The organism is Streptococcus loxodontisalivarius, assembly GCF_016908645.1.
GTDB classification, from domain to species: domain Bacteria; phylum Bacillota; class Bacilli; order Lactobacillales; family Streptococcaceae; genus Streptococcus; species Streptococcus loxodontisalivarius.
This window is the reverse complement of record NZ_JAFBEH010000015.1, coordinates 26900-45359: the sequence shown is the minus strand read 5'-3', so window position 1 is coordinate 45359 and position 18460 is coordinate 26900. Positions and strand designations below refer to the sequence as shown.

Annotated in this window: 17 protein-coding genes; all 17 read right to left on the bottom strand. The window is 40.7% G+C overall.

Annotation, left to right across the window (positions count from 1 at the left end):
• Positions 1-345: 345 nt before the first annotated feature.
• Complete coding sequence (gene ileS, locus JOC28_RS04570; RefSeq protein WP_205009463.1) at positions 346-3147, bottom strand: isoleucine--tRNA ligase; 2802 nt, start codon at positions 3145-3147, stop codon at positions 346-348.
• 271 nt (positions 3148-3418) lie between these two features.
• Entirely contained in the window at positions 3419-4234 is an 816-nt protein-coding gene (locus JOC28_RS04565; protein WP_205009462.1) for a DivIVA domain-containing protein, read from the bottom strand.
• A gap of 17 nt (positions 4235-4251) precedes the next feature.
• On the bottom strand, positions 4252-5040 hold the full coding sequence (locus JOC28_RS04560; RefSeq protein ID WP_205009461.1) for a YlmH family RNA-binding protein: 789 nt from the start codon (positions 5038-5040) through the stop codon (positions 4252-4254).
• Complete coding sequence (locus tag JOC28_RS04555) at positions 5040-5294, bottom strand: YggT family protein (RefSeq protein WP_205009460.1); 255 nt, start codon at positions 5292-5294, stop codon at positions 5040-5042. The genes JOC28_RS04560 and JOC28_RS04555 overlap by 1 nt, the downstream gene beginning before the upstream one ends.
• A 3-nt stretch (positions 5295-5297) precedes the next feature.
• Positions 5298-5921, bottom strand: a complete 624-nt coding sequence (locus JOC28_RS04550; RefSeq protein WP_205009459.1) for a cell division protein SepF — start codon at positions 5919-5921, stop codon at positions 5298-5300.
• Between the two features lie 9 nt (positions 5922-5930).
• Entirely contained in the window at positions 5931-6605 is a 675-nt protein-coding gene (locus JOC28_RS04545) for a YggS family pyridoxal phosphate-dependent enzyme (protein WP_205009458.1), read from the bottom strand.
• Positions 6606-6607: 2 nt separating this feature from the next.
• Positions 6608-7921 carry a cell division protein FtsZ gene (ftsZ, locus tag JOC28_RS04540; protein WP_205009457.1) on the bottom strand — a complete coding sequence of 438 codons (1314 nt, stop codon included), beginning with the start codon at positions 7919-7921 and terminating at the stop codon, positions 6608-6610.
• Positions 7922-7942: 21 nt separating this feature from the next.
• Complete coding sequence (gene ftsA, locus JOC28_RS04535) at positions 7943-9334, bottom strand: cell division protein FtsA (RefSeq protein WP_205009456.1); 1392 nt, start codon at positions 9332-9334, stop codon at positions 7943-7945.
• A gap of 131 nt (positions 9335-9465) precedes the next feature.
• The gene (locus tag JOC28_RS04530; protein ID WP_205009455.1) at positions 9466-10602 is read right to left on the bottom strand and encodes a cell division protein FtsQ/DivIB; all 1137 of its coding nucleotides are present in this window, start codon (positions 10600-10602) and stop codon (positions 9466-9468) included.
• Between the two features lie 10 nt (positions 10603-10612).
• Entirely contained in the window at positions 10613-11683 is a 1071-nt protein-coding gene (locus JOC28_RS04525; protein WP_205009454.1) for a UDP-N-acetylglucosamine--N-acetylmuramyl-(pentapeptide) pyrophosphoryl-undecaprenol N-acetylglucosamine transferase, read from the bottom strand.
• 2 nt (positions 11684-11685) lie between these two features.
• Positions 11686-13041, bottom strand: coding sequence for a UDP-N-acetylmuramoyl-L-alanine--D-glutamate ligase (murD, locus tag JOC28_RS04520; RefSeq protein WP_205009453.1), 1356 nt, complete (start codon positions 13039-13041; stop codon positions 11686-11688).
• A gap of 431 nt (positions 13042-13472) precedes the next feature.
• Positions 13473-13796 (bottom strand): DUF3165 family protein, encoded by a 324-nt coding sequence (locus JOC28_RS04515; protein WP_205009452.1) that lies wholly within the window; start codon positions 13794-13796, stop codon positions 13473-13475.
• Positions 13797-13831: 35 nt separating this feature from the next.
• Complete coding sequence (gene typA / locus JOC28_RS04510; protein ID WP_205009451.1) at positions 13832-15673, bottom strand: translational GTPase TypA; 1842 nt, start codon at positions 15671-15673, stop codon at positions 13832-13834.
• A 184-nt stretch (positions 15674-15857) separates the two neighbouring features.
• Positions 15858-16235, bottom strand: coding sequence for a rhodanese-like domain-containing protein (locus JOC28_RS04505; RefSeq protein ID WP_205009450.1), 378 nt, complete (start codon positions 16233-16235; stop codon positions 15858-15860).
• A gap of 10 nt (positions 16236-16245) precedes the next feature.
• A complete protein-coding gene (locus JOC28_RS04500; protein WP_205009449.1) occupies positions 16246-17217 on the bottom strand; it encodes an ROK family glucokinase in 972 nt (323 codons plus the stop codon).
• A 12-nt stretch (positions 17218-17229) separates the two neighbouring features.
• Positions 17230-17445: a YqgQ family protein gene (locus tag JOC28_RS04495; protein ID WP_205009448.1), complete on the bottom strand. Its 216-nt coding sequence runs from the start codon at positions 17443-17445 to the stop codon at positions 17230-17232.
• Between the two features lie 266 nt (positions 17446-17711).
• The gene (locus JOC28_RS04490) at positions 17712-18218 is read right to left on the bottom strand and encodes a Dps family protein (RefSeq protein WP_205009447.1); all 507 of its coding nucleotides are present in this window, start codon (positions 18216-18218) and stop codon (positions 17712-17714) included.
• Positions 18219-18460: the final 242 nt, after the last annotated feature.

Here is an 18460-nt window from a genome sequence, read left to right as displayed (position 1 = left end):
TCAAAAACCACCCAGTGATTCTTTCGTCTTGATTGTTTTCGAGACAGAAATCACTGGGTGGTTTTATGTTGAAGCTCGTTTTTGCCCAGCCTCTTAGGCATTTACCTAATGCTTCCGCCGTGAGGAAAATGTAAGAAATGCCAAGCATTTCTTACACTCGGAATATTTGAGAGTGAAACAGTCCGCTGGACTGTTTCAGGTCTGAACATTAAAATTGAGAAGCGAGAATGCTCAAATGAAATTCCTTGGTTTCCTGAAATCACTTAAGGAAAGTATCGAAAAAAGACTTTGTCTTCAACCAAAAATGAGTCTGGAATAATTCCAAACTCATTTTTAGTTTTTTTCTTATTTTTTAGCGTTTGCTTCAAATCCCTCTGCAACTGCCTGAGCAAAATTATTTTCCACAATTTCAGCACAGTGGTCACAGATATGAGCATTGTAGCTACGGTCTGCAGTTGTTGGATCAACTCGACGACAACGGTCACAAACATCACCTTCTGCATGTGCAACTGTAAAGGCAACATCTTCAAAGCTAACAGCTTCTGCTGGTGCAGCATCTTCAGTTACTGTCAATTGTGACACGATAAGAAGTTGTGCAACATCACTTTGAATGTTTTCAAGCAAGGCTTTGACCTCAGCTGAAGCATAAACAGTTAAGTGAGCTTCAAGAGATTTACCGATAACTTTCTCGTTACGAGCTTCTTCCAAGGCTTTTTGAGCTTGTGTACGGAAACTCATGAAGGCATCCCAGTTTGCAAGCAAGTCTTCTTGATTAGCAAAGCTTTCAACTACTGGCATTTCTGACAATTGAACAAATTCTTCTGCTTCAAACTCAAGGTATGACCAGATTTCCTCTGCAGTGTGAGGAAGAATTGGTGTCAAGAGTTTTGTGATTTTAACCAAGATATCGTAGAAGACTGTCTGCATTTGACGACGAACCTTGCTATCAGCTGATTCGATGTAGACAACATCTTTGGCAAAATCAAGATAGAAGGCTGACAAGTCAATAGTAATAAAGTTTACAACAGACTTGTAGATTGCCATGAAGTCATAATTGTTATAGGCTTCAAGAATTGTTTCAACCAATTTATTGAATTTTACAGTCATGTATTGGTCAACCTGACGAAGCTCTTCATAGGCAACAGTATCAGTTGTTGGGTTGAAATCTGATGTGTTAGCAATCAAGAAACGAAGTGTGTTACGGATTTTACGGTAAGTTTCAGAAACTTGGCCAAGAATATCCATAGATACACGAACATCATTGTCAGTGTCAACTGATGTTACCCAAAGACGGAGAATTTCAGCACCGTATTGTTTCGCAACATCGTTTGGTGAGATGATATTTCCTTTAGATTTAGACATTTTCTCACCCTTACCATCAAGGACGAAACCTTGTGACAAGACTGCCTTGTAAGGCGCATGACCATTAACCGCAACTGATGTGATGAGTGAAGAGTTGAACCAACCACGGTATTGGTCAGAACCTTCAAGGTAAAGATCTGCTGGGTAGCCAAGATTTTCACGAGCGTTCATAACACCGTTCCATGATGAACCTGAGTCAAACCAAACGTCCATGATATCTGTTTCTTTTTCAAAGATACCGTTTGGTGAACCTGGGTGAGTAAATCCTTCCGGAAGAAGATCTTTAGCATCACGTTGCCACCAAATGATTGAACCGTGTTCTTCAAAGAGGTCAGCGATGTGATCTGTGACTTCTTTTGACAAAATAGCTGTGCCATCTTCAGCATAGAAGATTGGAAGTGGAACACCCCAAGCACGTTGACGTGAGATAACCCAGTCACCACGGTCACGAATCATATTGTAAAGACGTTTCTTACCCCATTCTGGTTGGAAGGCAGTTTTTTCAATTTCATCAAGAATTTCTTGACGGAATTTTGAAACTGAGGCAAACCATTGCGGTACAGCACGCCAGATGATTGGTTTTTTCGTACGCCAGTCAAATGGGTATGAGTGGTTGATAACTTCGCTTGCAAGAAGGAGGTCACCCAATTTTTCTTGAACAAGTGGTGTCACTTTATCATAGAATTGACCTTCGAAGTCAGGCCCTGCATTTTCCATCATCAAACCACGGCTGTCTACAGTTACGACAACTTCAAGTCCGTTGGCAATACCGACATTGTAGTCATCCTCACCAAAACCAGGAGCCGTGTGGACGATACCAGTACCTGAGTCAGTTGTAACATGGTCTCCAAGGATAACAAGTTCTTCTACGTCAGCATCCCATGGGTGTTCTGTTACGATGTGATCAAGCTCTTTACCAGTGTGACGAGCTACCACTTCAAAACCTTCCCAGCCAAACTTAGCAGCAAGGCTATCTACAAGAACTTCTGCAAGAAGGTATTTACGGTCGCTAGCAGTTGGAACTACAACCACATACTCCATATCTGGACCTACTGTCAATCCACGAGAAGCTGTTACTGTAAATGGTGTTGTTGTCCAAACTACGATATAAGTATCAGTATCAAGGATTCCTTTACCATCTTTAACCTTGTTGGCATAGTAAAGTGATGTTGAATCAATATCGTGGTATTCGATTTCAGCCTCTGCAAGTGCGGATTCTGATGACCATGACCAGTAGACTGGCTTAGCACCACGGTAGATATAGCCCTTGTCAGCCATAGCACCGAAGACACGGATTTGATCTGCTTCATACTGAGGTTTCAAAGTGATGTATGGATTTTCCCAATCTGCTGAAACACCGAGACGTTTGAAGTCAGCACGTTGTTTGTCAACTTGACTAAGTGCGTAATCACGGCACATTTCAAGATATTCTGAAAGGTCCATTTCTTTACGCTTAACACCTTGTTTAGCCAAGACTTGCTCGATTGGAAGACCGTGAGTATCCCAACCTGGAACGTAAGGTGCACGGAAGCCAGACATTGATTTTGAACGAACGATGATATCTTTTGAAATCTTGTTCAAAGCATGACCTACGTGGATATTTCCATTAGCGTATGGAGGTCCATCGTGAAGGTGGAAGGCTGGCTTACCTTCATTAAGTTCTTGACGTTTTTTGTAAAGCTCTGCTTGATCCCAAGCTTCCTGCCATTGTGGCTCTTTGTTTGGAAGACCAGCACGCATTGGGAAAGCTGTTTTCCCAAGGTTTAGGGTTTCTTTTAATTTCATAATAGGTCGGACTCCTCTAAAAATATATGAATTGCAAAAATATAAAAAGAGCTCTCATCGCAAAGGACGAGAGCTCGTGGTACCACCTTAGTTTAGTTAGAAAGAAGACTCTCTCTCCTTCTAACCCTCAATGGTCTGTATGGTAGACCAAACCTCCCAACCTAGTAGATTTCAGCTGGAAAGAAAGAAAGTGATAAGTTTAAGGCAAGGGATTACAGGACTCACACCGTCACCTGCTCGCTGGAAATATTGACTTAGACTCTTGTTTTTCTTATTCTTCGATATTTAGTTTGAATGTTTGTGTTTCGTTGAGGTTAACTTCAACTGCTTGTGTCTCTTCTTGAGTCAATGATGTTGAATCAGCAGTAAAATCATCCGCTACAACTTCTGAAGATTGCTCTTGTTGGTGAACTTCTTCAAGTTGCTTGTTGCTTTCCTCAACACGACGTTGAAGCTCTGCCATTTCTTCTGGGGTGAACTGGCGTGTCGCATCAAATGAAGTTTCATCAGTTGATTCTGGAACGTGCTCATCCAATACTTTTTCAACAACCTCACGGAAGGCAGCATCAGAGTTTTGAAGGTAAACAGCTGTTGGTTGCAAAAGTTCATTCCATTCAGGAGAATTTGCAAGTCCAAGTTGTCCTTCAATCGCAGCCAGCAAACGTTGGTGGAAGACACGACTTTGACGTTTAAGATCTTCTGTTTCAACTGCTACACGTTTTGCTTCATCAGTTGCATCACGCAAAATTTCGTTTGCTTTTGCTTTTGCTTCTTCAATCAAGTGAGCAGCATCATAGTTTGCCTTGTTCAAAATGTTAGTTGACTCATCTGTTGCAGAAGTCTTAACCTTTTCTGCTGTTTCTTGAGCAAGAATTACAGATTGGCTGAGTGATTCCTTCATTTCATCGAAGTAAGCAATTTTTTCTTCGAGTGTTTTAATGCGAGCTTCTTGCTCTTTATTTGCTCTCGTTAGTGCTTCGTAATCAGCTACAACGATGTCAAGAAATTCATCAACTTCCTCAATGTTGTAACCTCGGAATTTACTACCGAATGTTTTATCTTTAATTTCAAGTGCTGTAATTGCCATTACAAGCCTCCTTAATCTTATGTGGTTCTCTTTATGATTAACTTATGTTTGCCTTGTTTTGACAGACCCGCTAGACTATCTAGAGTAAAGCGTCCATAACCTCGGACACTGACCAAGTCTCCGATGGAGAGCTCTTCAGATGCCCTATCTGCGATACTATAGTTCAATTTGACCTTCTGAGAGGCAATCAATTTCAAACTTACAGATCTCGATAATTTTAATACTGATGCTACTACTTTGTCAAGTCTTAGGCTAGATACCAAGACCAAATCTTCTTTGAAAGACTCCTTGACCTGGACTCTCTCCTCAAGTTTGCACTGGCGCAATTTAACTGAGGCCTTACCTATTTTCTTTACATTTTCTTGGAAATAGCTGAGCATCGAAGTCATCACATAAACTTGCAGATGATCATCTGTTAAAAGAATATCTCCAAAAACTGTTCTTCTGATTCCCAGCTGATTTATCAAGGTTCCCATAACTTGACCATGACTGATTTGGTTAAATTTACGATTATAATCAACTTCTAAAAGGCTGATTTCAAAGTCAGCTTGATCAAGCTGGTAATAATCAGGAGCAATCAGCAATCTAGCATACTCGCCACCAATAAAATCACTGCTGACAAAGCTCTGCAATGAACTTGAAGCAATAATTGACTGGGCAATTGTCACCTGTCTGGGATCTAGAAAGTCAGTTAAATAGGTCGTATAGCTATTATCAACCTGACTGACCCAACCAAAAACCTTATCGACAAAGTCGGTTTCTGAAGGTCTGAAATGCTGATAAATATCTTTATGATCTGTAGCCATTAGAATAGTATTGCTGCTAAAATTTGCAAGCCTATATTGAAAAGAAAGAGTACAAAAATGATCGTGAAATCAAGTCCAAAGAACTGTAATCTTAGTTTTCTAAAAGGATTTAGAACAGGCTCTGCCAAGGCTCTCAGAAGACGACCAATTGCAGAATTGTAGGCACCTGGTAGCCATGACATCAGAGCATAAGCAATCAAAATATAGGAATAGATAGTAACTAATCTAGAAAGTATGATAAATAACAATGCCATAGCTTAGCGTCTCTTCATATCAAAGTCAAAGTTAATATCTTGACCAGCATTTTGTAGACCCATTTCTTCAACGTCAACAATAACATTGATTGGTGTCAAGAGGTACATAGAAGCTCCAACTTTTTGAAGATTTCCTGAAAGGACACGACTAGCTCCGTCTACAAAGTCTAAACAGCGACGTGCTTGAGCATCAAGCATATATTGGAAATCAATCAAGACACACTCATTTTCAATTAAGAGATCTACAATTTCAGTTGCATCTTCATACTTCTTAGGGTATTTAAGAGCAATTGTTGTACGATTTGATTGAGGATTTGATTGTGCGGCAAATTGTTCTTGGCGTGAACGTAACGTCGACATATTTTCTCCTGAAGCTTGATAGTTATTTACTTGAGCAGAGGCTGGCGCAGCTTGTGGACGACTTGCAGGTCGTGCAGCTACTTGCTCTGTTCGAGTAGTTTGTTTTGGTTGACTAGCCTGACTCTGTCTTGGTCTTGCGGCAGATCGCACTGCTTCAGACTGGCTAGCCTGAGCTCGAAGCGCTTCTGTTACTTCCTCTTCAACTTCGCTAGCTTCTTCTGTATCGAAATAGTTAACCATGTTATTAAAAATATCTTTTAGTGCCATAGCGTCTCCCTACTTAAAGAATGCAGTTCCGATACGAACAAAGCTGGCATTGTGCTTAATAGCAAGTTTAAAGTCACCACTCATACCCATACTAAGCTCTGTCATCGGCATATTCTTGATTTGTTTTTCTTGTAACCTAATACGCAACTCATCAGTTTTTTCAAAAATCTCTTCGAGTTCTTCTTCAGTTGCATCAATTGGTGCCATTGTCATCAAACCAACTAATTCAATACTTGAAAGATTTTCAAGCTCAGTAAGAACTTGATCTATCTCTTCAAGTTTGAAACCATGTTTTGACTCCTCTTCAGAAATATTAACCTGAAGGAAGCACTTGATGGTGTGGTCAGCTCGCTTATCAATTTCTTGAGCAAGCTTAACAGAATCCAAAGCGTGAAAATAGTCAACATAGTTGATAACATCTTTGACCTTGCGTCTTTGCAAAGTACCAATCAGATGCCAGGTGAGGTTTTCCTTATCTTTAAGGGCCTCATATTTATCAAGAAACTTATCAACACGGTTTTCACCAATATGGCTAATACCCGTATCAATAAGTTGTCCTGCTATGTGACTATCAACATACTTAGTAACAGCAATGATAGAAACTGACTCTTGATTTCTCCCCGCTTCAAGACATGCCTCTTGAACTTCTGAAAAAACCTTTGCCTTATTGTCTGCTAGAGTCATGCTTAACGGTTTTTGAAAAATGGGGGAGTATCTAATTCGTCATCTGCTTCAGATGAAGTTGAGAATGTTGACATTGTCAATTGGCTATCCAACTCACCTTCGGTAGGGCGTGTGATATTATCACGACGAAGATCCCAATTACCGAAAGCAGATTGTTGTGTATTGCTAAAATCTTGACTTGGGGCTGCTTGTTGTGCAGGCATATCAACTGTTTGAGCCATATCAAAATCATAACCAGATTGACGGCGATCAAATGTAGATTTAGCAGGTTGTTCAAAACTTGTTGTGTTTGATGAAGAAGGGCTAGCTTGTGTGAAAGTACGTGGTGTTGAACGGATTCCAGAAACTTGTTCCGTTTTTTCTTGACGAACACCTGTTGCTACAACAGTCACACGGATTTCATCCTTCATGCTGTCGTCAATTGATGTACCCAACCAGATATTAACACCGTGACCTGCAGCTTGACCAACAATTTCAGATGCTTCTTCAGCTTCTGTAAGTGTCATATCAAGACCACCTGTTACGTTAACGATAACATCTTCTGCACCATCGATTGTTGTTTCAAGAAGTGGCGAGTAGATGGCTTTACGAGCCGCCTCAACGATACGCTCTTCACCAGAACCGATACCGATACCCATAAGGGCATTACCTTTATTTGCCATAACTGTTTTCACATCGGCAAAGTCAAGGTTGATAAGTCCTGGACTTGTAATCAAGTCTGTAATCCCTTGAACACCTTGGCGGAGAACATTGTCTGCTTCGCTGAGTGCTTCAAGAAGCGGTGTTTTCTTGTCAACAATTTCCAAAAGATTGTTGTTTGAGATAATCAAAAGTGTATCTACTTGCTCACGAAGTTCTTGAATCCCTTCAATGGCAAAGCTACCACGTTTATTACCTTCAAAGCCGAATGGACGTGTCACAACGGCTACTGTAAGAGCACCTAGACTCTTAGCGATACGTGCGATAACTGGTGCAGCACCTGTACCAGATCCACCACCCATACCTGCAGTAATGAAGACCATATCAGCTCCGTTAAGAGCTTCAGTCAAAATTTCTTCGCTTTCTTCAGCTGCTTTACGACCAACTTCAGGTTGACCTCCAGCACCGAGACCACGAGTCAATTTTGGTCCCAACTGAATAACTGTCTCAGCTTTTGATGAGCTGAGCGCTTGAATATCTGTGTTAGCTGCGATAAATTCTACACCAGCAACACCTTCGTCGATCATACGGTTGATGGCATTACCACCACCGCCGCCGACACCGATAACTTTAATTACTGCACCTTGTACTGATGCTGCATCAAATGAAAATGCCATATTATTTCCTCGCTTTAACTTTTAATCAAACATGCTTCCGAAGATACCACGGACACGATCACCTAGTTTTTGTCTAGGTTCACGTTGTGCAGCTGGTTCTTGATGAGCAGTTCTATTGGTTTGAGCTGGACGCTCTTCTTCAAATACAGGTACTGTTTGAACAGGTGCTGAAGGAGCAGCTTCAACACGTGGTGTTACAATACGTTGTGGTTTAGGAGCGATATCAATTGGTTTTCTTCTAAGAAGTTCTTCACCTGAAACAGCGCTCTGTGCAATCACATCAACCTCAGTCATTGTACCAACATACTCAACTAAGCTGATAACATTGGCAAACATTGGGTTACGAATACCAACTTGATTTGGTACATGAAGCTTCACGTTTGTTCCAAAAATATCTTGAGCAGTCTCAACAACACCTGGCATGATAGCACCACCACCAACGATAACAATACCACCTGGCAAGTCCAATAAACGACCACGTTCTAGGTCCTGTTTGACACGATCTAGGATGTGGCGGATACGTGCTGAAATAATTTCAGACAAGTAACGTTCTGTAATTTCAATTGGTTGTTCACTGCCAACCACTTCAACTTGAACGGTTTCACTGTTGCTTGCTTCAGAAAGGTTTGCAGTTCCGAAATTAAATTTCAAAGCTTCAGCAATTTGGCTTGATGTTTTAAGAACTTTTGAGATGTCCTTAGTTACATACTCGCCACCTTCTGAATAGGTATTAGTATATTGAAGTTCTTGGGCACGCATTGATGCGACAGTCGTTTGACCGCCACCCATATCAATAACAGTTGCACCAAATTCACGCTCACCTTCGTTAAGAACTGAACGTGTCAAGGCAAGTGGTGAAATAATAATATTTTCAACCTTGATACCTGCACGCTCAACTGTTTTACGAAGGTTATGTAGGATAGTACTTGGACCTGTGTAAATCAGACCACGCATTTCCAAACGAATCCCCATCATACCACGTGGGTCACGAATACCTTGGAAACCATCTACGATGAATTCCTCAGGTACCAGCGAAATCACTTCACGCTCAGGAGTGATACTCTTTGTCAATGCAGATTTGACAACACTGTCAACATCTTCATCCTTGATTTCTTTTGATTCACTAGGAACTGGAATCATTCCTTGTGTTGGTTCGATTTGAAGAAGGTTTGCTGGCAAGCCGACATTAACCTTATCAATCGTTACACCTGATTTTTCTTCTGCTTGTTCAATTGCAGTTTTAATTGCTGTTGCTGCTGTTTCAATGTCAACAATGATTCCATCTTTAACGCCAGCGCTTGGAACATTGCTCACACCAATAACATTCATTTCTCCGTTGACGTATTCTGCAACGAGTACTTTAATCGAGCTTGTCCCTATATCTAAACCCGTAAAAAAGCCATTTCTAGCCATTAACTCGACCTCTCAATCTTTCTACTACTATACTATTCTAAAGTCTGTAAAAACAGAATTATTCAGAAAATATTATATCATAAAAAAACGTAAAATGATAACATTTTACGCATTTTATTATTAAGTTTATCTTACTCTGTGGCAGCAACTTCTGTTGTCATTTCTGCACTATTTGTCTGCTCTGATGAGCTTGTCTCAGAAGAGCTTGCTTCACTGACTGCAGCTGTTGTCTCAGAAGCATCTGTCGATGATTGGTCACTAGTAGCTGTAGTTGTTTCCGTAGCAGCAGCTAGAGCGCTAGCAACACCCTCCTCAATACTTGCTGTTGTCGTATAAATACCAACTTCCATATCAACAATACCAGTCTCGGTCATATTAGCAACGATCTTAGTATAGTATGGCATCTTAGTTGTCAATTGTGACAGCGGAACCTTGACAGTATTTCCATCATACATCTCGATTGAAAGAAGATCAGGTGTTGAAGCTGAATTTGCCAATGAAACAATATGCATGTTCTGCTTCAAACTATCACTCAAGTCATCTACCTGCTTGATAAAGCTCTTAATCTGTTTGGTATCTGTCAATGTCAATACCATACTTTGATCAGGAGGACTTGTTAGATTGGTTTCTGACACCACTGTTCCATCCTCCAAAACAGGAGAGTAGCCCTTGCTAGTCTGTAAGTAAGCAACAACGCTGTACTCTTGAACTGAAATGACGAAGGTATTCCAAAATTGATAAGATACTTTGGCAGACTTGACCCACTTATCATTTGCAACTACTTCTTTTGCAATAGAAGACTGATTGAGCATGGTTTCGACCAAATAGTCTGATGCTTGAATACCAGATGCCGTTTCAACCTCTTGAGTCGTCGAATTGGTATTTCCTGTAACTTTTACCACGCGCAACTTGCTGAGTGGTGACACCATAAAGAGGGAGAAAAAGAAGATTAGCACAGATGGTATTACAATACTACGTAAACGTCGTCTAGCTTTCTCTTCAGCTTTACTGAGTTTTTTGACAGACTTCGTTTTGACTTTCTTTGCTTTTTTGACTCTTTTCTTCTTAGTCTTACTAGGCTTAGGAGCTTCTTCTTCAATTTCCTCACCTAGAATTCTGGCGCGTTTTTGAGCACGAAGTCTGGCATCCTGCTCTTCTTTTTCCTTCTTGTCACGTTCTTTTTTCTGAAGAAATTCTAAGTTTCGCTTCTGCCATTCGGTCAGTTCTTCTTTTTTCTCCGCTTGGTCTTCAGATTTATTCTTAGCCATCTTCTTTCCTTTATTTTACTTGAGCCATATCTTGGTTGAGCAAGGCATAGAACTCATCTTGTGACTTAAGTTCTTGAGTTGCTGCCATGGCCGCCTTGTAATCTTCTTCCTTGTCAAATAGCTGAGCTAATTCCACTTGTAGATTTTCCAAAGTCAGATCTGGTTCAGCCAGTTGACGGGCGTAGCCTTTCTTCTCAAAATAAGCAGCATTTTCCAACTGGTCACCACGACTGGCTTCCTTACCGAGAGGTACAATGATATGAGGTTTTTGCATAGCAAGAAGTTCAAAAATCGTGTTAGATCCACCTCGAGTAATAACTGCGTCAGCCATGTCCATAAGAGGTTGATAGAGATCAGTCACATAATCAACACGGTAGAGGCTGTCTTCCAAAGTGTTGAGACTAGCATCTCCTGAAATATTGATGACGTTGAAACTCTGTCTTAAGTCTGGATTTTGACTAATAAAGTCATTGAAAACTTTGGCACCTGCTGAACCACCGATAAAGAGGAGGGTCTTTTTATCGGCTGAGAAGCGTTCTTTGATTTCTTTTACCTGAGAAGACTCTACTTGATCAGTCACTGTCGCAACCTTAGTGATCGCTCCGACGTGCTTAGCCTTGGTCAAACTTGAAACTTGCTCAAAGGTTGTGTACATGGTTGTTGCAAACTTGTAGGCAATCTTATTGGCGAGTCCCATAGAAAGGTCAGACTCATGGACAAAGACTGGAACTCCTAGAAGCTTAGCTGCCATAACTGGAGGTACCGATACGAAACCACCTTTTGAGAAAAGTGCCTGGGGGCGGATACGGGCGATAATAGCCAGTGATTGAACGACGCCCCAGCCAACTTTAAAGACATCTAGCATATTTTGCCATGAAAAATAGCGGCGCAGCTTTCCAGTTGCAATCGAGTGGAAGGTTACATCGAGACCTGATTTGATGATTTGCTCATGCTCGATACCTTTTTTATCACCAATATAGTGAACTTCCCAGCCATCCTTCAAAAATTTAGGAATCAAAAGAAGATTTAGGGTCACATGCCCAACTGTTCCACCACCTGTGAAGACAATCTTTTTAGCCATGCTTATTCTCCTTTTAAAGTCTCAAAGCTTGCGATGAATTCGTCACCACGAACTTCGAAGTTCTTATACATATCCCAGCTGGCATTGGCAGGACTGAGCAGAACAACATCACCAGCTTCTGCATTCTCAAAAGCAATTTTAGTCGCGTCAGCAACATCCTTAGCGTCGAGATAAGCAACGCCAGCCTTATCCGCTGCACGTTTAACACGCTCTGCTGATTCCCCTAAAATCACCATCAATTTAAGACCTTGAATGTCTGGTACAAGTTCATCAAACTCATTACCACGGTCAAGTCCACCTGCAATCAGGATAACCTTGCTATTGTCAAATCCTGACAATGCTTTTTGTGTTGCCAAGATATTAGTTGATTTAGAATCATTATAGAACTTGACATCCTTGATGTCACCAAGATACTGAAGACGGTGTTTAACTCCGCCAAAGGCAGACAAGGTTTCTTTAATCACTTGGTTTGAAATACCAGATAGCTTAGCTACTGCAATCGTTGCGAGGGCATTTTCCACATTGTGGCTTCCTGGAACACCGATTTCACTAGCTTCCATGACCTTCTCACCCTTGAAGTAGAGAGATCCATTTTCTAGGTAAGCACCATCAACTTTTTCAGTGGTTGAAAAAGGAACAACAGTCGCTGCTGTTTTTTGCGCTAGCTCTTTTGCCAAATCTTGGTTAAAGTTGAGAATCATGAAATCATCTGCTGTCATTTGATTCTGCAGATTCCATTTTGCAGCAACATAACCTTCAAAATCACCATGATAATCGATGTGAGTCGGCATCAAATTAGTAACAACAGCAATGTGAGGACGGAAAGCGTCAACACCCATCAATTGGAAGGAAGACAATTCCATAACAAGCGTATCATCTGAACTTGCTGTTTGAGCAACTTCTGAAGCAGGGAAACCAATATTTCCTGACAAGAGACCAGATTGACCACCATTGTTAAGAACTTCTGAAATCATGGTCGTCGTTGTTGTCTTACCATTTGAACCTGTAATCCCAATAATCGGCGCCTCTGAAATCAAGTAAGCCAACTCAACTTCGGTCCAAACAGGAATTCCTTTTTCCAAGGCACGGGCAACCATTGGATTTGAATAAGGAATACCAGGGTTTTTGACCATAAGTTCAAAATTTTCATCCAAAAGTTCTAAAGGATGGCTACCGCAGACAACCTTGATACCGTCTTCCAAGAGCGCTTGAGCCGATGGATTTTCATCGAAAGGCTTGCCATCATTGACTGTTACAATTGCTCCAAGTTTAGCTAAAAGGCGAGCCGCTGCCTCACCAGAACGAGCCAAACCGAGTACCAAAACTTTTTTATTTTCAAATTGCTTAATTGCTTTCATCGTTTATCCAATCTATGCTTTTCTATCCTTTAATAGTACATGAAATAAGGGATTTTTTCAAGTTTGAGATTAAGGGAGCCATTCTCCTTGTTGGAGTTTTTGTTTTGTTTTAATAGTCTCCTTAAGTGGTGGGCTCAAACAATCTATCCCCAGACTGTTTTGATGAAAGCTACGCTTTCTCTATTTCCTACCTCAAACAGTCTCCCAGACTGTTTGAGCTAACGCTTCTAAAATTAACTGCCATCCCATATGATGTGTTCCTTAATTTCTCTTGGCGATTTTATTTTTGCGATTCAGCAATCCTTGTCGGAATTAGATTAAACAACAAAAGAAAATAATTCCAAAGGAAATCACTCTAATAAGTTGATATCAAAACAAAAAGAGTCTGAAACACTTGTTCTCAGACTCTACAATTTTGTAGCTCTATTAGATTATTGCTTTTGTCTTGATTGAAGGAGCTTTTTGACTCCTCGATAAAGACTAGATAAGCTAAGCTCTGGCATATTTTCAGGTCTTGGTCTTGCTGATAATCTCAGAACATCTCTGACAACAAAGTAGCCAAAGACAATCATAGCAGCACCTAGGAAATACTCGATGGGCAAACTAAAAACCTTTAGCAGCGCAGCAATTCCCAAAATCAATAAGAGGGCACTGAGAGCAACAATCCCAATAAGACCAGCCGTTGAACGAATGGTTTTAGGAGCCATAAAAATGAGATATAGCAAGATCAAAATAATGATAATGAGATAGAACATAGGACTCCTTTCTACCAATCTAGACTAGAATTGTCTTATTCAGCTGATTTTTTCTTTTTGTTAGCTTTATCACGTGCAGCCTTGTTAAGAATTTGTTTACGAAGACGGATTGACTCTGGTGTAACTTCCATGTACTCATCATAATCCAAGAATTCGATTGATTCTTCAAGTGTCAAGATACGTGGTGTCTTGATAACAGCAGTTTGGTCTTTCGTTGCTGAACGGACGTTTGTCATTTGTTTAGCAGTTGTGATATTGACTCCGAGGTCGTTTTCACGAGCATTTTCACCGATGATCATACCTTCGTAAACCTCTGTACCTGGGTTAACAAAGATTGTACCACGTTCTTCGATACGCATGATTGAGTAAGTTGTTGCCTTACCGTTATCGATAGAAACAAGGGCACCACGGTGACGACCACCGATTTCAGCATTGATATACGGCATGTATTTGTCAAAGGTATGATTGATGATCCCATAACCACGCGTCATTGAAAGAAACTCTGTTGCGAATCCGATAAGACCACGAGCTGGTACCAAGAAGATAATACGTGTTTGACCGTTACCAACCATTTGCATGTCAAGCATGTCACCTTTACGTTCTGAAAGGGCTTGGATGATAGCACCTTGGTACTCTTCTGGTGTGTCGATTTGAACACGTTCGAATGGTTCCATTTTCACGCCATCGATTTCTTTGATGATAACTTCTGGTTTTGAAACTTGAAGTTCATAACCTTCACGACGCATTGTTTCGATAAGGATTGACAAGTGAAGCTCACCACGACCTGAAACAGTCCATTTATCTGGTGAATCAGTTGCTTCAACACGAAGAGATACGTCTGTTTGAAGCTCAGCCAAAAGACGCTCTTCAACTTTACGTGATGTTACGTGTTTACCTTCACGACCTGCAAATGGTGAGTTATTTGCCAAGAAAGTCATTTGAAGAGTTGGCTCATCGATACGAAGAACTGGAAGTGGCTCAACCGCATCAGTAGGTGTTACAGTTTCACCAACGAAGATGTCTTCCATACCTGAAACGGCAATCAAATCACCAGCTTTAGCTTCTTGGATTTCACGACGTTCAAGACCAAAGAAACCGAAAAGTTTTGTAACACGGAAGTTTTTAGTTGTACCGTCAAGTTTTGAAAGGGTAACTTGGTCACCAACTTTAACAGTACCACGGAAGACACGTCCGATACCGATACGACCAACGAAATCGTTGTAGTCAAGAAGCGACACTTGGAATTGAAGTGGCTCATCTGAGTTATCAACTGGAGCAGGAATGTGCTCGATGATAGTATCAAAGATCGGTGCCATTGTTTTTTCTTGATCAGCTGGATTATCTGAAAGTGATGATGTTCCGTTGATAGCTGAAGCATAAACAACTGGGAATTCCAATTGTTCGTCATCAGCACCAAGTTCGATGAAAAGTTCAAGAACTTCGTCAACAACTTCTTCTGGACGTGCAGATGGTTTATCAATTTTGTTAACAACAACGATAGGTGTCAAGTTTTGCTCAAGAGCTTTTTTCAAAACAAAACGTGTTTGAGGCATTGTACCTTCGTAAGCATCGACAACAAGAACAACACCGTCAACCATTTTCATGATACGTTCAACTTCTCCACCGAAGTCCGCGTGTCCTGGTGTGTCCATGATGTTGATACGAACATCGTTATAGGCAACAGCTGTATTTTTTGCAAGGATTGTGATACCACGCTCTTTTTCAAGATCGTTTGAGTCCATTGCGCGCTCATCAAGTTCAGCACGTGCATCAAGCGTTTGAGATTGTTTCAAAAGCTCGTCAACAAGGGTAGTTTTTCCGTGGTCAACGTGGGCGATGATGGCAACGTTACGGATATCTTCTCTTAAATTAGTCATTTTTTCCTCTTATTGCATAATTTATTTTAACTTTTCAAGTATATCACATTTTTTGGAAAATGGCAGAGCTCAACTGAGTGTAAATGTTTTCATATCCTTTACAGGATAGAAAAGGAAAAAGACTGAAAAGTTATAAGTCAGAAAGTATGATTCTTTCAACCTATCTTTTCAATCTTTTAATTCATTATTTTGTTTTACCATTCCAGCCAGCTAAACCATTCTCTAGTACATAAATGTCTTTGAAACCAGCCTTGTGTAAAATCCCAATTGATCTCGCAATAACCTGACCATTCCCAGAATCATAGACGAGGACAGGTTTGTCCTTTCTAAGTGCTGATAGGGACTGTTTCAATTGAGATTGTGGGAGATTTCTAGCACCCAGAATATGTTTTTCCTGAAAGGCTGCCGCTTCTCTGACATCAATAAGCTGACCTTGATGAATCAAGTCCTTGAAACTTTCATTTCCTACAAATTTAGCCTTGCGACGTAGTCCATAATAGTTCCAGGCAGTCCAAGCAGTAAAGACAATAAGAACTGTAAGAAGAAAAATCAAAAGAGACATGTTTTCCTCCTTAGGCTTCAATAAACTGACTTGCCAAGCTTGCAGCTCCGATGATACCTGCATCATTGCCTAGCTGAGCCAACTTGATTTGTGTTGTTTGACGCACTTGCGGGAAGCTATATTTTTTGAAATGGTCTTCAACTCGGCTTCTCAAAAACTCACCTGCTGCTGAAACGCCACCACCGATAACTACTGAATCAGGGTTAAGAATATTTGAAATATTTGCCGTCGCAAGCCCTAAGTAGAAAGTGAAACGATCAACAATGCTGTTAGCAAAGCTGTCATTAGCCTGCGCTGCCTCAAAGATATCTTTCGACGTCACACTTTCACCATTATCAAGTGAAGCCTTGATTGGAGAAGCGCCTTCGTAACTTTCTGCCATCTGGTGAGCCAAGCGTACGATACCTGTCGCAGATGCCACAGTCTCAAGGCAACCCTTGTTGCCACAAGTACAGTCAAATCCATTTTCTGGTTCAACAATAATGTGACCAATCTCACCACCCGCTCCAGCAACACCGTGAATGAGATTACCATCAGCGATAACACCGCCACCGACACCAGTTCCAAGTGTCACAAAGACAACATCAGGATTGTTAGCGCCAGCTCCAACCCAGCGCTCACCTAGCGCAGCCACATTGGCATCATTATCAATAGCAAATGGAATACCGACTTCAGCTTCAATAACAGAACCAACCTGCTGAGTCTCAGACCAGTTGAGGTTGAAGGCACCTGTTACTGTCTTTTCCTGACGGTCAACCGCCCCAGGAGAGCCCATCCCGATACCGACAAAGTCATCCTTCGTCAAACCATAAAGATCCAAATGGTGTTTGATAGAAGCTACAATATCTGGAACAATATGTTTTCCATCTTCCAAAATATTTGTCTCAATCGCCCATTTTTCCTGAACCTGTCCATCCAGAGTCAAAATCCCAAATTTAACAGTTGTTCCACCAAGGTCAATTCCTAAAAGTTTTTGTGCCATCTTTTTACCTCTTTAATCTTCTTTAGAAGCCTCATTTTTTTCTTCAATGCGATGCTCTCGTCGCAAAATCAGCTCCGCAATCATATAGTCTTCCTTGTCAACTAAACCATTGTCATAAAGTCGCTCAAGTTCCAACTTCATCATCTCAATATCATATAATCGTTTGCCTAGATAGACATAGATTCCAAAGCCTATTAATAACTGCTGTACATCGTATAAGGTTTTCATAATTTAGATTCTAACAAAAAAAGAAAGAGTTTTCAAGAGTTAAATGCAAACGTTTGCACAAAATATTGAATTCCTCAAAAAGAGAGTGGGACAAAAATCGGTAATTCCAAAGGAATTCGATTTTGTCGTCCCACCTCCGCACAGTTGAGTAGGGCTGTAAGAGTTGATTTATCAACGAATTAGAGCCCACTCAACCACTGCGTCTTGCAAACTAGATTATAAAAAAGAAGAAGGATAGGACTTTTGTCCCAGCCTCCTTCTTTTGATTAACGTAGTCCTGGTGCTTGTCCAATCTCTGCTTGGAGCATCCAGATTGTTTTTTCTGTTTCTGCGAGGGCATCTGAGAAGAGGTCGTTACTTGGGTTATCGCCTTCTTCATCAGTGATGTTAAGTCCTGTTTGGAAAAGGCTAGCCAAATATTTGTAAACATCCACAAGATTTGCCAAGCGGTCTTCCATTGAAGTCTCGTAAGTTCCTGGCTTTTCTTCCAAGTTTGATTGCTCTGAGAATTCTTTCAAAGTTGAAAATGGTGCGCCACCGATGGTGATCAAGCGTTCGCTCATTTCGTCAAGTGTATCATTTAGGCTGTCCATAAGCTCATCCATTTTTGGGTGAAGATACATGAAACCTGCTCCGCGCATATACCAGTGTGTTTGGTGAATGATAGAAGCTGCCACTGAAATATCTGCAACTGCTTGATTAAGGATAACCTTAGTTTTGACATAATTCTTAACTTGAGTTTCTTGAAGTTCAACTGAAATAACTGGTGTCATCTGATTTCTCCTTTTATTTAAATAAATAGTGTTAGCTGACTGACCGTATTGATTACTTCCTCAGCAGCTAGCTCATGATGATTTTTAAGTAATGTAACGACAAACTTATTTAGAATGGTTATCGTTAACTTTATAATTCTATTCTAGTCTTTTTCTGCCATTTTTGCAAGTAAAAGACTTTTTTCGAATAAATAAGTATGACATCTTTTAAGTACACTTTCAAAAAATTACAAGTCTGCTTG